The sequence below is a fragment of the Mucilaginibacter paludis DSM 18603 genome, from assembly GCF_000166195.2.
Lineage (GTDB): Bacteria > Bacteroidota > Bacteroidia > Sphingobacteriales > Sphingobacteriaceae > Mucilaginibacter > Mucilaginibacter paludis.
Window position 1 is genome coordinate 3004550 of record NZ_CM001403.1, and the last position, 17757, is coordinate 3022306.

Annotated in this window: 14 protein-coding genes; 9 read left to right on the forward strand and 5 right to left on the reverse strand. The window is 42.5% G+C overall.

Annotated elements, in window-relative coordinates; genetic code table 11:
* Positions 1-410: 410 nt before the first annotated feature.
* Positions 411-1826 carry a DNA repair protein RadA gene (gene radA, locus MUCPA_RS12610; RefSeq protein WP_008506788.1) on the reverse strand — a complete coding sequence of 472 codons (1416 nt, stop codon included), beginning with the start codon at positions 1824-1826 and terminating at the stop codon, positions 411-413.
* Between the two features lie 93 nt (positions 1827-1919).
* Between radA and MUCPA_RS12615 the strand changes: the two genes are divergently transcribed.
* Complete coding sequence (locus MUCPA_RS12615) at positions 1920-2540, forward strand: hypothetical protein (RefSeq protein WP_008506790.1); 621 nt, start codon at positions 1920-1922, stop codon at positions 2538-2540.
* A gap of 63 nt (positions 2541-2603) precedes the next feature.
* Here the strand turns inward: MUCPA_RS12615 and MUCPA_RS12620 are convergent, their stop codons facing one another.
* From MUCPA_RS12620 to MUCPA_RS12630, 3 genes are all read right to left on the reverse strand, one after another.
* On the reverse strand, positions 2604-4154 hold the full coding sequence (locus tag MUCPA_RS12620; RefSeq protein ID WP_008506792.1) for an Rne/Rng family ribonuclease: 1551 nt from the start codon (positions 4152-4154) through the stop codon (positions 2604-2606).
* Between the two features lie 233 nt (positions 4155-4387).
* Positions 4388-5248, reverse strand: a complete 861-nt coding sequence (locus MUCPA_RS12625) for a tetratricopeptide repeat protein (RefSeq protein ID WP_008506798.1) — start codon at positions 5246-5248, stop codon at positions 4388-4390.
* Between the two features lie 5 nt (positions 5249-5253).
* Positions 5254-5553, reverse strand: a complete 300-nt coding sequence (locus MUCPA_RS12630) for an HU family DNA-binding protein (protein ID WP_008506799.1) — start codon at positions 5551-5553, stop codon at positions 5254-5256.
* A gap of 162 nt (positions 5554-5715) precedes the next feature.
* Here MUCPA_RS12630 and mutY point away from each other — a divergent pair, with 162 nt between their 5' ends.
* Together mutY and MUCPA_RS12640 are read left to right on the forward strand one after the other, a co-directional pair.
* Positions 5716-6768 (forward strand): A/G-specific adenine glycosylase, encoded by a 1053-nt coding sequence (mutY, locus tag MUCPA_RS12635; protein ID WP_008506800.1) that lies wholly within the window; start codon positions 5716-5718, stop codon positions 6766-6768.
* 20 nt (positions 6769-6788) lie between these two features.
* Entirely contained in the window at positions 6789-7199 is a 411-nt protein-coding gene (locus MUCPA_RS12640) for a single-stranded DNA-binding protein (RefSeq protein ID WP_008506801.1), read from the forward strand.
* Between the two features lie 61 nt (positions 7200-7260).
* Here the strand turns inward: MUCPA_RS12640 and MUCPA_RS12645 are convergent, their stop codons facing one another.
* Positions 7261-9453, reverse strand: a complete 2193-nt coding sequence (locus MUCPA_RS12645; RefSeq protein WP_008506803.1) for a S9 family peptidase — start codon at positions 9451-9453, stop codon at positions 7261-7263.
* A 108-nt stretch (positions 9454-9561) separates the two neighbouring features.
* On the opposite strand from MUCPA_RS12645, the gene MUCPA_RS12650 reads away from it, so the two are divergent.
* The 6 genes from MUCPA_RS12650 to mgtA all read left to right on the forward strand — a co-directional run bounded on the left by MUCPA_RS12650 (position 9562) and on the right by mgtA (position 16984).
* Positions 9562-11100, forward strand: coding sequence for a serine hydrolase (locus MUCPA_RS12650; RefSeq protein WP_040625892.1), 1539 nt, complete (start codon positions 9562-9564; stop codon positions 11098-11100).
* Positions 11101-11234: 134 nt separating this feature from the next.
* The gene (locus tag MUCPA_RS12655; RefSeq protein ID WP_008506808.1) at positions 11235-11444 is read left to right on the forward strand and encodes a hypothetical protein; all 210 of its coding nucleotides are present in this window, start codon (positions 11235-11237) and stop codon (positions 11442-11444) included.
* 193 nt (positions 11445-11637) lie between these two features.
* Positions 11638-12321 carry a response regulator transcription factor gene (locus MUCPA_RS12660; protein ID WP_008506810.1) on the forward strand — a complete coding sequence of 228 codons (684 nt, stop codon included), beginning with the start codon at positions 11638-11640 and terminating at the stop codon, positions 12319-12321.
* Positions 12318-13685, forward strand: a complete 1368-nt coding sequence (locus tag MUCPA_RS12665) for a sensor histidine kinase (protein ID WP_008506813.1) — start codon at positions 12318-12320, stop codon at positions 13683-13685. The genes MUCPA_RS12660 and MUCPA_RS12665 overlap by 4 nt, the downstream gene beginning before the upstream one ends.
* A 242-nt stretch (positions 13686-13927) precedes the next feature.
* Positions 13928-14143 carry a hypothetical protein gene (locus tag MUCPA_RS12670; protein WP_008506815.1) on the forward strand — a complete coding sequence of 72 codons (216 nt, stop codon included), beginning with the start codon at positions 13928-13930 and terminating at the stop codon, positions 14141-14143.
* A 135-nt stretch (positions 14144-14278) separates the two neighbouring features.
* Positions 14279-16984 (forward strand): magnesium-translocating P-type ATPase, encoded by a 2706-nt coding sequence (gene mgtA, locus MUCPA_RS12675; protein WP_008506816.1) that lies wholly within the window; start codon positions 14279-14281, stop codon positions 16982-16984.
* Positions 16985-17757: the final 773 nt, after the last annotated feature.

Below are 17757 nucleotides of genomic sequence, written 5' to 3' on the forward strand. Positions count from 1 at the left end.
GTGGTTTGTTGATGTAACGAAGTTTTAAAAAAGAGAAGAACTATCTCCTGAGCCATAGCGAAAAGTTTTCTGTTCCAGAGCGGCTTGTTGTATACTTATCGCACGCCAAAGCTCCTGGTACCATATCATGAAAGCCTCTTAGTTATTGAAAACAATGCAAAAAAGAGTGTCATTGCGAGGAACGAAGCAATCGCGAACTATACAGAGTGGACATGTTTCCGTTCGGTTGCTTCGTTCCTCGCAATGACATAGTTTAAGATGTTTTTTAAATATCATCTTTTTTTTACGGCTGACGGACCGCACACTCGGAATGACATGGCGGAAGCTCTGGGTAAAGAAATGCTATTCAGACGAAGTACAAAAGAAATTTTGATCAAAACAAAACTGCATAACTACCGAAACATATATTATCACCCAAACAACAAACCAAAGGCCTCTTCTATACGACCTACAGGTTTAATTTCGATGGTATAGCGCGATAGGTCGAGCTTCTTAGCTTTCCCTCCTGTGGGCATATTGTATTTGGAGATAAATATCTGCTCGAACCCTAATTTTTGCGCCTCTGCAATGCGCTGCTCAATGCGATTCACCGCGCGGATCTCGCCCGAGAGGCCAAGTTCGGCGGCAAAGCAGGTTTTGAAAGGTACTGGTATATCCTCGTGGGAGGATACGATGGCCGCGGCGAGGCCCAGGTCGATGGCAGGATCTTCGATCCTGATGCCGCCGGTGATATTTAAGAAAACATCTTTGGTGCCTAATCTAAAGCCGCAGCGTTTTTCCAGTACAGCTAACAGCATATTCATTCTTTTGGTATCAAAGCCCGTAGCAGAGCGCTGAGGTGTTCCGTAAGCGGAAGTACTAACAAGAGCCTGTGTTTCAATCAGCATCGGCCTAAGGCCCTCTAAGGTGGCAGATATGGTAATGCCACTCAGTGGTTCATCGCGTTGCGATAATAATATTTCTGATGGATTGGAAACCTCGCGCAAACCTTCGCCAAGCATTTCATAGATCCCCAATTCGGAGGCCGAGCCAAAGCGATTTTTAATAGCGCGTAAAATACGATATACATGGTGCCTGTCGCCTTCAAACTGTAAAACCGTATCAACCATGTGCTCCAATATTTTGGGCCCGGCAATCATGCCGTCTTTAGTGATGTGGCCTATCAAAAAAACAGGGGTGGATGTTTCCTTGGCAAAGCGCAATAGCTCGGCCGTACATTCGCGCACCTGCGAAACACTGCCGGGCGTCGACTCGATGTGGGCCGAATGCAGGGTTTGTATCGAATCAACCACAACCAGGTCGGGCTGTAGCTGTTCTATCTGCTTAAATATATTTTGTGTTGATGTTTCAGTGAGGATATAACAGCCTCCTCCGGATTTACCCGCGTTAGGCGCCAACCGCTCGGCGCGCATCTTGATCTGCATCTCGCTTTCCTCGCCCGAGATATACAATACCTTGAGCCCCGGCATATTCATGGCCAATTGCAACATTAGGGTTGATTTACCTATGCCGGGCTCGCCGCCAATCAGCACTAAGGACCCGGCCACAATGCCTCCACCCAGTACCCGGTTAAACTCCTTGTCGGGAGTTAGCAGCCGGTTCTCTTCTTCAAATACCACATCAGAAACCAGCACAGGCTTATTAGAGCGCTGCATAGATGTTGATGCCGTAGTGCTCGCTTTCCAGTTGGGCACGGCGGCATTGGGCTTCTCAATAATTTCTTCAACAAAGGTATTCCATTGATTGCAAGACGGACATTTCCCCAACCATTTGGCAGATTCGTAGCCGCAGCTCTGGCAGAAATAGGATGTTTTTGTTTTGGCCAAGTGTGTTTGGATGTGCGAATGTGTGTATGTGCAAATGTGCAGATTTTAATTAAAAAATGCTAATTATATTAGCCAATTTAATTAACAAAGATTATGTATATTTCTCCAAAAAAACAGATGCGCCACTTAATAATTATAGTTTTAGTAATTTCATTTCTCCAGAATTGCCTTTACGCACAGAAACCTCAATTGCAATTTAACAAATTGATTTCTGTATCTTATGACTTAGATTCTTCAGGAAAGAAAATAAATATTACGAGTTACAGGGAAATAAATAACGGCAAGGTTAAGGTTATTGAAAAATTATATAAAGGCATTAGTGATACTACTTATTTACTACCTGACTCGATGATAGAAAGGTTAAATTTGATTTTCAACGACAAACAGAAATTAAGATCATATCTAAAAACCAATAAAGAGCTTAAAGGCCATTATGCCGGATCACCTTATTTTATCAGTTGCACTCATAGGGACAACACAATTGATAACGCCATAATTGAATCTCCATATTTAGAAAAAGACACCTATAAAATATTTACTCTTCTTAACAGACTGCCTTTTGCCTCGAATGTAAGTTACAAGGCTATCTATATTAAAGGCACATCATTAGATAACGTGATATTAAAATATCATAAATCCTGTACGTATCTCATCAACAAGGAACTGCCACCATCCGAAAAATCTTCAAGTGGTCCTCCGGGAGAGAAAAATTAAAAAGAAATGTGCAAATGCTAATCAAAACATTTGCACATCTGCATATTAGAAAAATTTACACACTTACAACTTAATCTCTTCGCCCTTTGACGACAGGAAGTGGAATTCCGTGATCTGGTAGGATGGGTTACTGGTGACCTTGATCCATTGGTTATATTTAAAGAACCATTTCATCTGGCGGTTATAGATCCCCTTTTTAATATAAGCTTCGATGTACGGGTGTACACAAAGTGTAATGTTTTTTTCGTTTTGTTCTGTTAAAATAAAATTGAAGTTATTTTCAATATCATCCAGCAACAAAATAGTAGGTCTGATGGTGCCTGTACCGTTACAAGTTGGGCAAACCTCGCTGGTAACGATATTCATTTCGGGGCGCACCCGTTGGCGTGTTATCTGTACCAAACCAAATTTACTCGGTGGTAAAATGGTATGCTTCGCCCTGTCTAAGGCCATCTCCTCCTTCAGGTAATCAAACAGATCCTTCCGGTTATTGGGTTTGTGCATATCGATAAAATCGATCACCACAATACCGCCCATATCGCGCAGGCGCAACTGACGGGCAATTTCTTTAGCCGCTTCTTTATTTACCTGGAAAGCGTTGGTTTCCTGGTTTTCTTTATTAGCGGTGCGGTTACCGCTGTTTACATCAATAACGTGCAGGGCTTCGGTATGCTCAATAACCAAATAGGCGCCACCGGCCAGGTTTACTGTTTTGCCAAATGCACCTTTAATTTGCTTATCAATACCATAATGCTCAAAAATAGGCTCCTTGTGTTTGTGCATTTTTACAATACTTTCCAGGTCGGGAGATATTTGATGAACATAGGTACGTACTTCTTCAAAAATGCTGCTGTCGTTTACATAGATATTTTGAAAATCAGGGTTTAACAGATCCCTCAAAATGGTAGAGGTACGGTCAATTTCGCCCAATATCTTTTTTGCAGGCTCGGTAGATGGTAAACGGGTAATAAATGATTCCCATTTAGAGATCAGATCGATCAGATCCTGCTGTAACTCAGTAACACCTTTCCCTTCGGATACGGTGCGGATAATAACTCCGAAATTTTTAGGCTTGATACTTTCGATAATCTTACGCAAGCGGGTGCGTTCGGTATTGCTTTTTATCTTCTTCGAAATCGATATCGTTTCGGAGAAAGGCACCAGTATAACATACCTGCCGGCAATAGAAAGATCCGAACTTAAACGCGGGCCTTTGGTTGATATCGGTTCTTTAGCTATTTGTACAGGTATGAGCTGATTTTTAGTTAAAACCTCCGATATTTTTCCACCCTTGTTTATTTCCTCTTCGAGTTTAAAATTATCCAGTAATTTAGATTGATAGCTTCCCCCGCGCACCTGCTTTGAGAGCTTTAATAAGCTCAACACCTGTGGCCCCAAGTCAAGATAATGCAAAAAAGCATCCTTCTCATAACCTACATCCACAAACGCAGCATTTAACCCAGGCATAATCTTTTTGATTTTGCCAAGATAAATATCGCCTACAGCATAATTATTGCTGATTTGCTCTTTATGTAGTTCTACAAGTTGTTTATCCTGTAATAAGGCAATAGTAGCCCCACCGGGGGTCGCATCGATAATTAATTCTTTTACCAATGGCTACTCCATTTCTTTTAACGACATAAGGCCGTAATTAATAACATGAAGGTATAAACAATAATAAAATGCTCACCATTTTCGTGAGCATTTTTTATGATTAATAAACTATACTATAGCTTACTTCTTTTTATGTCTGTTTTTTCTTAAACGTTTTTTGCGTTTATGGGTAGCCATTTTATGTCTCTTTCTTTTTTTACCGCTTGGCATAATAGTAATTTTTTAAATGTATGTTAATTCTTTAATTCTTTGATATATTCATCAATGCGTTGCCCAAACACCGGATCGGGCATCATGCTTTTACATTTCTGGTAAGCATCAATCGCCTCCGCTTTCATGCCCAGCTGCTTGTAACTTTCAGCAAGGTAAAAATAGGGTTCCAGTTCGGGCTTTTGCGCTACAAGGGTTTTAAACCTATCTACCGCTTTTTGGAACTGACCAGATTTCATCGCAAACAAGCCTAAACTAAGGTTTGCCTTGCGGTTGTTCGGATCTTTGGCAACAACCCCCAGTAACAATCCAATCCCTTCCATGGGGCTGGCGGCACCGCCATTAACATCGGCAATACCTAAACCTGTTTTAGCATCTAAACTTTCGGGCTTTAATTTCAAAGCGCTTTGAAAAGCTTCAACTGCATTCACTACAAAAACGGGTTGTGCAATAGTGTCCTGCGTGGTTTTATAAGCATCGTTAAACCTATCGCCGGCGTTAAGCCAATCCTGGTAACTGTTTTGTTCCCTGGCAAGGGCCAGGTAGTAAAAAGCAGCCGGTGCGGGTTGGTTAACATCGTCCCATTTTTTTGCCAGGGCTGTTTGAAAGCGAAGTTTTTCGGCATTATTGCCGGCATTCTTCAGGCTATTCTCCAGCGCTGTAATTTCTGCCGATAAGGCATTACCTATGGCTACTTTTGCAGGTGCGGAAACATACTCCGCATTAACGTTTGCATTGTTACTAACCGATCTTGCTTCGGTAATTTTGGCGCCGTTACTGGCGCGCGCCTCTTTAGGCTTTACCAAACCCTTAACGGGCAAAGAAAGCAAATAGCCCATTATAGCAACTACTATCACTATCACAACTATTTGCTTCTTTTGCATGGCGATTATTTTACAGCTTTAACTTTGTTGCCGGTTCTAACTTTTTCAACAAAAGTTTTGGCTGGTTTAAAGCTGGGTACAAAATGCTCCGGAATAATAATGGCAGTGTTTTTTGATATATTACGAGCAGTTTTTTTAGCTCTTTTTTTAACAACAAAGCTACCGAAACCTCTAACATATACATTTTCGCCACCTACCATAGAGGTTTTTACCACTTTAAAAAATGCCTCAACAGTTTCCTGAACGTCAATTTTCTCAATACCTGTCTTAGTTGAGATTTCAGCGATAATTTCTGCCTTAGTCATACCTGTTTTTCTTTATTAATTTTTGTAAATACTTAACTGTTTTGGGGTTGCAAAAGTATTGGTTTAAAATGAAACAGAAAAATAAAAGATGATAATTTTTGATTTTGTAGGTTTTTAACTTTCTGAGCCACAATAAAGCAAAACCATGTACTTTTGTTCACAATGAATTTTACTGATAACCTGCTGCAATGGTACAACAAAAACCGTCGCGATTTGCCCTGGAGAAACACTACTGACCCCTATATTATCTGGTTATCCGAAATTATTTTACAGCAAACACGGGTAGACCAGGGCATGCCTTACTTTTACCGCTTTGCAGAAGCTTACCCAACAGTTACCGCCTTTGCCGCCGCTACCGAAGATGAGATATTGAAACTTTGGCAAGGACTGGGCTATTACTCAAGGGGCAGAAACATGCTTAAAACTGCCCGGATTGTACAGGAAAAATTTAACGGCAATTTCCCCCACCGGTATGATGACCTGATTGCCTTAAAGGGAATAGGCGAATATACCGCCGCCGCCATATCATCATTTGCGGCTAACCAGGCTAAGGCCGTGGTTGATGGTAATGTAAGCAGAGTGATTGCGCGCTACCTCGGCATCAGCGAGCCCATTAACAGCACTGCCGGTAAAAAGTTGTTCCAGCAGCTGGCAAACGAATTACTTAACCAGCAATTACCGGCCATGCACAACCAGGCTATGATGGAGTTTGGGGCCCTGCAGTGTAGGCCTAAAAACCCGGACTGCGGTATATGCCCTGTTAAAGCGGGTTGTTACGCTTATCAAAACAACCAGGTTAACCAATTGCCGGTTAAGCTTAAAACCGTTAAAATAAAAAACCGCTACTTCAATTATTTTTTAATCAGCAGCAACGATGAGGTGTTATTAAACAAAAGGGGCGATAACGATATCTGGGCAAACATGTATGATTTGCCCATGATAGAAACAAACGAATTATGGAGCCCCGAACAATTATTTTCATCTCCCGATATTGTTTCCTTGTTTGGTATTATTCCTCAAATTATTGAAATATATCCGGTTCAGAAGCATATTCTTACCCATCAGCATATCCACGCCAGATTTTACCACATTTGCTTAGAACAAAATAAATTTAAATTAAAATCAACATTTTTTTTCGCAGAAGTCAAAAATTTAAATAGTTTCGCACTTCCAAAAATAATTTTTCTATTTTTAAATAAATTTTTTAAATTCTAATATACATTCGACAAATAAATATGTCTGGAATAAATAAGGTAATACTGGTGGGGCATTTAGGCAAAAACCCTGATATTCGCTACCTTGACGGAGGGGTATCTGTAGCAAGCTTTCCGCTGGCAACATCTGAAACTTTTAATAAGGATGGCCGTAAAATTGAACAAACTGAATGGCATAACATTGTAATGTGGCGCGGGCTGGCAGATGTAGCCGCTAAATTTTTACAGAAAGGAAAGCTTGTTTATATTGAAGGAAAGCTAAGAACCAGGGCTTTTGAAGATAAAGAAGGAATAAAAAAATACACCACTGAGGTTGTTGCCGAAAACTTTACTTTATTGGGCCGAAAAACAGATTTTGAAAGCGATGACATAAAGACTACCGATGCTATCAACCAGGATGGCACCACCGGAATAGATAACTCACCTTATTAATACTAACCAATTATAAATTTTAATAAAGCCTCCCGGTACCAACCTCCGGGAGGCTTTGTTTTTATCGGCCTCCCGGCGCGCAGTGTTCTTTTAAATACTGGGTAAACAAGGTTGATAAGTGGAGCCCAGTACCCTCTCCCTCCGAGATGCTATGCGTACGGTTAGGATAAGACATCAACTGAAATTGTTTGTTATACTTAACCAACTCGTTAATCAATAGCTCGGCATTTTGGTAATGCACATTGTCGTCTCCGGTACCATGTATGTATAATAAATTGCCGCGTAAGTTTTTGGCGTAAGTAACCGGCGAGCCTTTTAGAAAATATGATCGGCCTTCTTCATCAGTGGGAACACCCATATAACGTTCCTGGTAAATATTATCGTACGATAACTGCCAGCCTACTGCAGCCACAGCAATACCGGTTTTATAAATTTCGGGATATTGGAACATCAAATTCAAGGTAGACGATCCGCCGCCGCTCCAGCCCCATACCGCTATGCGGCTTGTGTCAACATAAGCCCATTTTGATATTTCTTTGGCAGCCATAGCCTGATCGCGAATGTTAAGGGTACCAATATTGCGGTAGATAGATTTACGCCACTCGCGGCCGCGCGGGGCTGGTGCTCCCCTGTTATCAACAGCCATATAAATATAACCATCGTCGGCCATATTGCTTATGTAAAGCCTGTTTATGCCCACCCCATACGTATCTGTAACCACTTGCGATGCAGGCTCGCCATACACGTAAAATAAAACCGGATATTTTTTATGTGGGTCAAAATTAGTGGGCTTAACCATCCAGCCATCCAGCTCAACACCATCTGCTGTTTTAACTCTAAAAAACTCGGGCGAGCCTTTGGGTTTGTTAGCCGCATCAACTACAATAGCCTCGCCGCTTAAATGGTTATGGGCGGGCAGGCTAACCATTTCTTGCGCCGGAGCAGTAAAACTATTTGAAAAATTATGAATGGCTATTTTTCCATTAGGCGAAATTTCATAACCATGTGTGCCCGGTTCGTTGGCCGGGCTTATCCGTTGTGCTGTACCGCCGCTTATTTTAACCCGGTACAAATAGCGCTGCGTGGGATTATCGGGCGATGCGATAAAATAGATATACCCTGCGGCCTCATCAATCAAATTAATTTTTATCACGTCATAATTACCTTTGGTAATCAAGGTTTCTTTACCATCAAGGCTCACCCGGTATAAATGCCTCCAGCCGTCCTTTTCGCTGGCCCATACAAAGGCTTTTCCTTTTTCAATCCATTCCCATCCCATCGGCGATCCACCGTTCCAGTTTGATTTGGTATCTATCCAGGCATTATCTTTCTCACCGTAAACCGCCCGTGCCTCTCCGCTTTTTGCATTGCACAGCAAAACTTTACTTTCGGTTTGTGCCCGGTTTAATTGTTGTAAAATAATTTCGTTGGCGTTTGCCCATTCCATCCTGGGTATATAATGCTGTATCGCATCACCTGGAACCTTTAACCATGTTGTATTTCCTCCATCTGCATTAACTACTCCAATTCTGCATAAGCTTGGATCCTGCCCGGCTACGGGGTACTCTACCGGAACAACGTAGGGATATACAGAATCGGTGGTATTCAGCATCAGGTAATTCTTTGTCTTGCTGGCATCGAGCTGCCAATAAGCAATAGATTTACCGTCAGGCGACCAGCGAAAACCATCCCGGCAATCAAACTCCTCTTCGTAGGCCCAGTCAAAAGTGCCGTTAATCAGTTTTTTAGTACCATCGCCCGTTAGCTGTTTTACCGCTCCGCTTGCCAAATCCTCCACATAAATATTGTGCTCACTTACATAAGCAGCTTTTAACCCATCGGGAGATAATTTGGCAAACATTAACGACGATTCGGGCCGGTTTTTACCTACCTGTTTTAAAGTTTTCGCAGCCAAATCATAAACCCAATAATCGCCGCGGGTATCATACCGCCAAACTTTCCGGGTATTGGTATTGATTAAAATCTTTTTTCCATCACCGGAGAAAGCAAACCGCCGCACACGTATCGGGCTCCCGCCCTGGGGCGTAAGCATGGCAGAGCTAACAACAAGGGTTTGTTTTGATGCATCGCGCGTATCAAGCTCGGCAATGCCGCCATCCCGGGCCACGTAATATTGATATCCATCGGTGGCCCAACTTGTGGTGCCGCCTTGCGCTACCGAGGCACTTTGCTTAAACAGCAGCACAACAGTTACTAACAGTGCAAATTTAAATTGGTAATTTTTAATTATCATTCAGTTATCTATTTGTTTTGAATTATTATTTTGGGCGTATACCCGTTTACGCTTAGTTTTACGTTTCTAAGTAAACCGTTAGTGCGTAAATTTATTTATTTATCTGTAATGACAAAAACTGTAAAATTATTATCTCTATGCTTTATATTATCAACAGGACAACTTTTTGCACAAAATATAAATCGTAATAATTTTTTTAAAGACAGTATTGACGCTTATATTAACCGTGCATTAACCAACTGGAGAATACCCGGCGCGGCTGTTTGTATAGTTAAGGACGGAAGGATTATTTTAATGAAGGGCTACGGCGTTAAAGAGCTTGGCCTGAATAACAAAGTGGACCCTAACACTTTGTTTATGATAGGGAGCAATACCAAGGCTTTTACTGCAACAGCTTTAGCCATGTTAGAGGCCGAGCATAAGCTTTCGCTGGATGATAAGGTGACTAAATACATCCCCTCATTTAAGCTGAACGATAAGCTGGCAGGCGACGATGCCCGCATACGCGACTTGCTTTGCCACCGATTGGGTTTCCAAACTTTTCAGGGCGATTTCACTTACTGGACCAGCAACCTGAGCCGCCAGGAGGTAATTGAGAAAATGGCACACGTAAAAGCGGTATATCCCTTCAGGGCGAAATGGGGTTATACCAACGCCGCTTTTTTAACCGCGGGCGAAGTTATTACCCGAGTAACCGATCGATCTTGGGAGTCGTTTGTAAAAGACCGGATTTTTGCCCCCCTGGGGATGGGGAGCACACTGGCACTGAGTAAGGATTTCCCGATGGTGATTAATAAAGCTGCCCCCCATACCATTGCCGACGGCCGCTTGATTGCCATCCCTTTTTGCCAAATTGATAACCTGGCACCGGCAGCCAGCATGAGTTCGTCTGTTAATGATATGAGCAAATGGGCAATGGCACAATTGGATAACGGCAAAGTTGGCCCAAGGCAAGTGATTGCAGCCGACGCCATTAGTGCCACACGGCAGCCACAGGATATTGTAGGCGATGTACACCACATTAACGGATGGAGCAGTGTGCAACTTTACGGGCTGGGTTTCTTTTTACAGGACTATGCCGGCCACCGTATGGTAATGCATGACGGAGCTGTAAATGGATATTTATCGTCGGTAACGCTGATACCCGACCTGCGACTGGGCATTATAGTGCTCACCAATAACGATCAGAATGCGCTTTACGATGCCCTGCGTTGGGAAATTACCGATGCCTACTTAAAAATGCCCTATCGCGATTACAGCGATACCTTTTTAGCGCGCTTTAAGAACAATAACGCGGTAGAGCAATTGAAAGATAAAAAACTGCGCGACTCGGTAGCTCTTAACCTGCGCCCAGCTTTATCCCTCTCAGCATATGCCGGCCAGTATTTTAGCGATCTGTATGGCAACATGACCATTGAGCAAGGCGGCGAAAATAACGATTTGCAAATGCGGTTTGAGCATCATCCTAAAATGTATGCTCACCTACAGTCGATAGGGAATAACCGCTTTTACGTCACCTTCTCCGATCCGGAATTTGGGAGAGCGGTATTTCCGTTTACCGTACAAAATGGCAGGGTAACCAGTGTAAGGGTAAAAGTTGATGACGAAATTGAGTATACCCCTTACGATTTTAAGAAAGTAAAGTAGAGTGGCGAGGCACGCAAACGATAGCTGAGTTTTAAAGTCAGATTCGCTGGTGCTGCGGATTTTATAATAAAGAAATGGTCGCGAAATTTAATGTTGTATATACATTCATTCTCGAGTCAAAAAACTGGTTCGTTATGGCCGGTAAGGTTATAGATGGCTATGTAAAACAAGGGATGACACTAAAATCTGAGGACGGTGATCATAATCAGGAAATTAGTTCAGTTGAGTATGTTGATTCATCGCTGGAAAAAGGATTGGTTGGCCTTGCCTTTAAAATTACGAGTAAAGAACAATTAGATGCTTTACAAAGATTTAAGCCCAACGATATAGTAAAGATAGAATAAGACCGAAAAGGTGAAAGGCCGAACCCCACAGTTAAAACTGATTTCTTGCATTTTGCTGAAATACTATGCCGGTTACTTTTATTATCATAGACAATAGAGGAGGCACCAGGTTTTTATATCAATATATCCTTAGCCGTACTTCTTATACCACCTTACGCCTGGTATAATACTATCTTTGTGCATTATCACCGTCATGAAAATACTGATTGTTGAAGATGAGGCACGCATTGCCTTACTTGTAAAACGAGGCCTTGAGGAGCAGGGGCACATAGTTGCTGTAGCTTATGATGGCATGGCCGGGAAAAAGCTGGCGTTACAGCACGATTATGACCTGTTGATTTCTGATATTATTTTACCGCTGTTAAGCGGTATTGAATTATGCAGGGAAATCCGGATGGCAAAGCCCGAATTGCCGGTTATCCTGCTTACCGCCTTAGGTACTACAGACGACAAGGTTGAGGGTTTTGACGCCGGCGCGGATGACTACCTTGTTAAACCATTTGATTTCAGGGAGTTATTGGTGAGGATCCGCGCGGTTATGAACCGCAAGAACGGAACAGGTGCTTCTATTAGCCCGGTTACCAAATATGCCGATCTGGAAATTAACAACCAAACCAAGTCCGTCACAAGGTCAGGTAAGGTTATCGCACTTACACCCAAAGAGTTGAAATTGCTGGAATATATGGTTCAACATGCCGACCGGGTGTTAACCCGGGCAGAAATTGCCGAGAAAGTATGGAATACGCATTTTGATACCGGCACCAACTTTATCGATGTTTACATTAATTATCTGCGGAAAAAAATTGATAAAGATTTCTCCGACAAATTAATCCATACCAGGCCTGGGCTTGGATTTATTTTCACGATAGAAAAATGACTATCCGCAATAAATTAACCTTCCTGTTCAGCGGCGTTATTGCCGTGTTGTTGTTAGCATTTGCCTTCGTTATTTATTTCTCCTTTTCTGAAAACCGCGAGACAGAATATTATAATTCATTACGTCATACAGCCATTATTAAGGCCAATTTGTTACTGGATGCCAAGGTACAGCCAGGGGTGCTGCAATTGATCTACAAAAACTCGCCGAATTCTTTTTTTCAGGAGGAGGTAGCCATTTACGATACTTCTTTCCATTTACTTTACCATGACGCAGTTGAAATTGATAAAGTGAAAGAAACCCGGCAGATGATTGATGAGATCGTCGCAAAAAAACAGATCAAATTTTACCAGGGACAAATGCAGGCCGTTGGTATTCTGTATCACCATAACCATAAAGATTATGTGATTACATCCGCCGCCAACGACCAGAGTGGTTACGCCAAGCTCAGAAACCTGCGATATACGCTAATCATTTCTTTTTTTGTTGCCATCGTCCTCATCTACATGGCGGGGCATGTTTTTGCAAGTAAGGCTTTACAGCCCGTTTCAGACCTCATCGACGAAGTAGACATCATTACTGCTACCAATCTTGACTTACGTGTTCACGAGGGGAACGGTAAAGACGAGATTGCCGAACTGGCCGTTACCTTTAACGCCATGCTGAACCGGCTTGAACAATCATTTGATGCCCAAAAGGAATTTGTATCTAACATATCGCATGAATTGCGTACGCCCATTACGGCCATGCTCACCGAATTACAAGTTACTGTTGAGAAAGAAAGAAGCAACGAATTTTATAAGGAAGCTATTCACCATGCCATCAGCGATACCCAGAAGCTGGTCCGCTTATCAAACAGCCTGCTTGACCTTGCGAAAGCAAACTACGATCATACCGAAATATCATTTAGAGACACACGGTTGGACGAGGTATTATTAGATGCCCGCAATGATGTCATGCACGATCATCCGGATTACCGGATCAGCATCATTTTTGAACAGGAAATTGAGGATGACAATTTCATCTCCATTTCGGCTAATGCCTATTTACTGAAAGTAGCTTTTATGAACCTGATGGAAAACGGGTGTAAGTTTTCAGACCCGAAAGAGGCATCCGTAGCCATCAGCTATTTTCAAAATAAAACCCTTTTACGGTTCCAGGACCAGGGCATCGGGATATCGGAAGAAGAAATATCAAAGATATTCAATCCATTTTACCGCGGCGGCGACAAAAAGCTTGTTGCAGGCAACGGCATAGGTTTATCCCTCACCAAAAAAATTGTAGAACTGCACCAGGGGAATATAGCCGTATCCTCCCGCCCAGGCTCAGGCACCACATTCACGGTAGAATTTTTGCACCTCTAAGCATGCTATCTGCCGGTAAAGCATTTTTCTAATGAAATTCTAATAGTATTCTAAAGGTTCTCTAACAGCCATACACCAGCAGGAAAGCTACTTTTGTCGCGTTCAAAAAGGTTCAATAACCTATCTGTTTAAACATTAAATATGGATACTGGCCCGAGTCAAAATCATCAAGTTTTATACACCTCCTGTTAACCTGGTACTCATTTTTATGCAGTTCCGGTTTACGGAACAATGAAATTATTATGCATAAAAAGAAAAAAAACGGCAGCAATTTCCAGGATATTCGCCGCCCCACTTTCGTACAATCTTTCCAACTCCGGGGTTCTGCTGAACGCAAAAACGATTTTAATGGTATGGTGGCCATTCCGGCAAAAATTTTGAGTTTTTCATTTGTCAGCAACGGGGCCGCGCTTGCCATGTGCTGTATTGGAGCTGGTACAGATCATTGCTGTGGCTAAGCACAGTTCAGCTTTAAAAACTGGTTAAGCGGCCAACAATAGAGCCTACACACACGCCGGAAGATAACAGGCTGAACTCAAAACAAACAAAATATATTTCCGGAAAAACAATATCAAATAATTAACTAACAACTGATGATAACACAAACAGCAGATAAAATCATCTCCAAAAATCCTAACAAAGCTACTTTCGGTTTTGATGATGCGGCAGCTACTAAACTCAGAAATATCTCCGGGGCTAATGAATCGGCTCATATTTATGCCATGCTTGAAAGCGGCGAAGGTGGCTTAGGCCGCGCCGTTATTGAAGAAAAACGAAGAAAGTTTGGCCTGAACGAGATACAGCACGAAAAGGCTGCGGCCTGGTATGTGCAGCTATTTCAGGCTTTTGTAAATCCGTTTATTGCGGTATTGCTCATTTTGGCGAGTGTATCTTTTGTGCTGGATGTGATGATGGCTGCTCCCGGCGAACAGGATTATAAAACCGTGATTGTGGTTAGCGTTATGGTTATTCTTAGCTCACTATTGCGGTTCTGGCAAGAGTTTAGCAGCAACCGTGCCGCTGATGCTTTGAAGAGCATGGTTAAAACCACCGCCACGGTTTTGCGCCAGAAAACCGGCCGTACCGAAGTTAACATTGTAGACCTGGTACCGGGAGATGTGATCTATCTAAGCGCGGGTGATATGATACCGGCCGATTGCAGAATATTGTATTCTAAAGATTTATTTATTAGCCAGGCCATGCTAACCGGCGAATCATTACCCATCGAAAAAAGAGAACACGGGATACCGGATGCCGACCAGCGTTCGCCCTTGGATTTAGAGAATATCTGTTTTATGGGTACAAACGTGGTAAGCGGAACCGCCACGGCCATAGTGGTTACCACAGGCAACCTTACCTATTTTGGAACCATAGGCAAAGCAATTACCGGGAAACGCAACGAAACCAGTTTTGACAGGGGCGTAAACAAAGTGAGCTGGCTTTTGATACGCTTTATGCTGGTAATGGTACCCCTGGTTTTTTTAATTAACGGATTAACTAAAGGGAACTGGTTTGAGGCGCTGCTTTTCGCTATTTCGGTTGCGGTGGGTTTAACGCCCGAAATGCTGCCCATGATTGTTACCGCCAACCTGGCCAAAGGCGCCTTAAACATGAGCAAGCGGAAAGTAATTGTTAAACGATTGAATGCTATACAAAATATCGGCGCGATGGATATCCTGTGTACCGATAAAACAGGTACGCTTACCATGGATAAGATTGTGCTTGAAAGGCACCTCAACGTGTTTGGCGATGAGGACGATGAAGTAATGAAATGGGCTTACCTCAACAGCTTTCACCAAACCGGTTTGAAAAATTTATTGGATGTTGCCGTTTTGGAACATGCCGAAATACACAGTTGTGTAAATGCGGAGGAACACTTTAAAAAGATTGACGAAATCCCTTTCGATTTTCAGCGACGCAGGATGAGCGTCATCCTGGAAGAAAAAAGTGGCAAGCACCTGCTGATTTGTAAAGGCGCTGTAGAGGAGATGCTGGAGCAATGCGCTTTTGCTTTTGACCCGGGAGAAGATAAGCAGCTACATATTGAGAATGATAAGATAGTACCCATGGATGATGCCATGCGCCGCATTATTTTAAGCACCTCAAAAAAATTAAATGAAGAAGGCTTACGTGTACTGCTGGTGGCCATTAAGGAGTACGATGAGCGCCCGCTGAATTATTCGGTTGCAGATGAAGCCAATATGGTGCTGACTGGATTCATCGGCTTTTTAGATCCGCCAAAACCATCAGCCAAGTCGGCAATCGAAGGATTACAGAAACTCGGCGTAAGTATTAAGGTACTAACCGGCGACAATGATGTGGTGACCAAGAAGATTTGCCGTGATGTGGGCATCCCGGTAAATCACGTACTGTTAGGTAGCGAAATGGAGCTGTTAACAGATGCCGAACTCACTGGCATGCTGGATGAAACCAGTATTATGGCCAAGTTAAGTCCGATTCAAAAAGCCAGGGTGATTAAATTGTTGCAAGCCCAAGGGCATACTGTTGGTTTTATGGGCGATGGCATTAACGATGCCGCAGCACTGCGCGATGCCGACGTGGGGATATCGGTAGATACCGCCGTTGATATTGCCAAAGAAAGTGCTGACATTATTTTGTTAGAAAAGGACCTGATGGTATTGCGTAAAGGCGTAATTTATGGCCGCCGTACGTTTGGCAACATCATCAAATACATTAAAATGACGGCCAGCAGCAATTTTGGCAACATGTTCAGCATGTTGGGTGCAAGCGCCTTGCTGCCTTTTTTACCTATGTTGCCTATCCAGCTGCTGGTACAAAATCTGCTTTACGATATATCGCAGACCTCTATTCCCTGGGATAGCATGGACGAGGACTTCATCGAGCAACCGCAAAAATGGGATGCCAGGGGAATCAGTAAATTTATGTTGTTTATCGGGCCCATCAGCTCCATTTTCGATTATGCCACGTTTGCGCTGATGTGGTTTGTTTTTAAAGCCAATTCGCCCGCTCACCAGAGCCTGTTTCAAAGCGGCTGGTTTATTGAAGGTCTATTGTCGCAAACGTTGATCGTCCACATGATCCGTACCCGCAAAATACCATTTGTACAAAGCTGGGCGGCGACACCCGTTGTAGCCTTAACGTCGTTGATCATGCTGTTAGGTATCGCTATACCTTTTTCGCCCCTTGCCCATATTTTAAACCTACAGGCACTTCCCCTGGTTTATTTCCCTTGGCTAATCGGAATACTGGTTGCTTACTGCCTGCTTACACAACTCGTTAAAAACTGGTTTATCAATAAATTCCACCAATGGCTTTAACAAGATCAAATAAACAATGGATATGGGCCATCATTTTGGTGGCCCTTACAACGGTGCTGATTGATTTTTTGGTTAATCACTGATGGCACCACAACTTACCAACAGGACGGATTTTTTAATGTACACTGGTATGATAGTAAAACAGTTCAATCGCAATCAAAAAGACATGACGACAAACTACATTTCATCTGAATTTCTTTGGCCATAATGAAAAGTTTACCCTATCTCATCGTAACAATCCTGATCATTTCGTTATCAGTAAATATTTTTTTGTTATGCCATCCCGTTTACCCCAAAAAACATCTCGATTGCTTCAATATTATTACCGGCGTTTGTTTGTGGATCAGTGTTATCGTACTATTTACCAATAAACGCCATTAAAAACAAAATCATTTCATTTAATAAATTATAGCAAAAGCCCTTACCACAAACCGGGCTCAAACCAGTATACCTCTGATGGATATCCAGGCTAATTATCTGCCCGCGCCTGAATGGAATACATATTTCAGCCATAAATTACTATAACATTCCGGCTTACTTCTACAACATGCCATTACAGATCAATATTGAAGATTTATTAAACAACCAGTTCTGTTGAATTGGAACAACTCGAATTTAAACCCAGATGCAATATACCTGGATATTCCGGCATACCTGACAAGGCTATTCCGTGCGCTTTGGAGCATGGAAATGCGTATAAAGCAAGAAAAATCGCAATTAATAAACAATAAATTAATATGGTCAAAGCGTTCCGGAGTTAACTTTTTGCTATT

Excerpts from the sequence above, each read along its gene's own strand:
- MUCPA_RS12615 (WP_008506790.1), top strand. The coding sequence starts at position 1,920 with ATGTATATTTCTCCAAAAAAACAGATGCGCCACTTAATAATTATAGTT.
- MUCPA_RS12625 (WP_008506798.1), bottom strand. The coding sequence starts at position 5,248 with ATGCAAAAGAAGCAAATAGTTGTGATAGTGATAGTAGTTGCTATAATG.
- MUCPA_RS12630 (WP_008506799.1), bottom strand. The coding sequence starts at position 5,553 with ATGACTAAGGCAGAAATTATCGCTGAAATCTCAACTAAGACAGGTATT.
- mutY (WP_008506800.1), top strand. The coding sequence starts at position 5,716 with ATGAATTTTACTGATAACCTGCTGCAATGGTACAACAAAAACCGTCGC.
- MUCPA_RS12640 (WP_008506801.1), top strand. The coding sequence starts at position 6,789 with ATGTCTGGAATAAATAAGGTAATACTGGTGGGGCATTTAGGCAAAAAC.
- MUCPA_RS12645 (WP_008506803.1), bottom strand. The coding sequence starts at position 9,453 with ATGATAATTAAAAATTACCAATTTAAATTTGCACTGTTAGTAACTGTT.
- MUCPA_RS12650 (WP_040625892.1), top strand. The coding sequence starts at position 9,562 with ATGACAAAAACTGTAAAATTATTATCTCTATGCTTTATATTATCAACA.
- MUCPA_RS12655 (WP_008506808.1), top strand. The coding sequence starts at position 11,235 with ATGGCCGGTAAGGTTATAGATGGCTATGTAAAACAAGGGATGACACTA.
- MUCPA_RS12660 (WP_008506810.1), top strand. The coding sequence starts at position 11,638 with ATGAAAATACTGATTGTTGAAGATGAGGCACGCATTGCCTTACTTGTA.
- MUCPA_RS12665 (WP_008506813.1), top strand. The coding sequence starts at position 12,318 with ATGACTATCCGCAATAAATTAACCTTCCTGTTCAGCGGCGTTATTGCC.
- MUCPA_RS12670 (WP_008506815.1), top strand. The coding sequence starts at position 13,928 with ATGCATAAAAAGAAAAAAAACGGCAGCAATTTCCAGGATATTCGCCGC.
- mgtA (WP_008506816.1), top strand. The coding sequence starts at position 14,279 with ATGATAACACAAACAGCAGATAAAATCATCTCCAAAAATCCTAACAAA.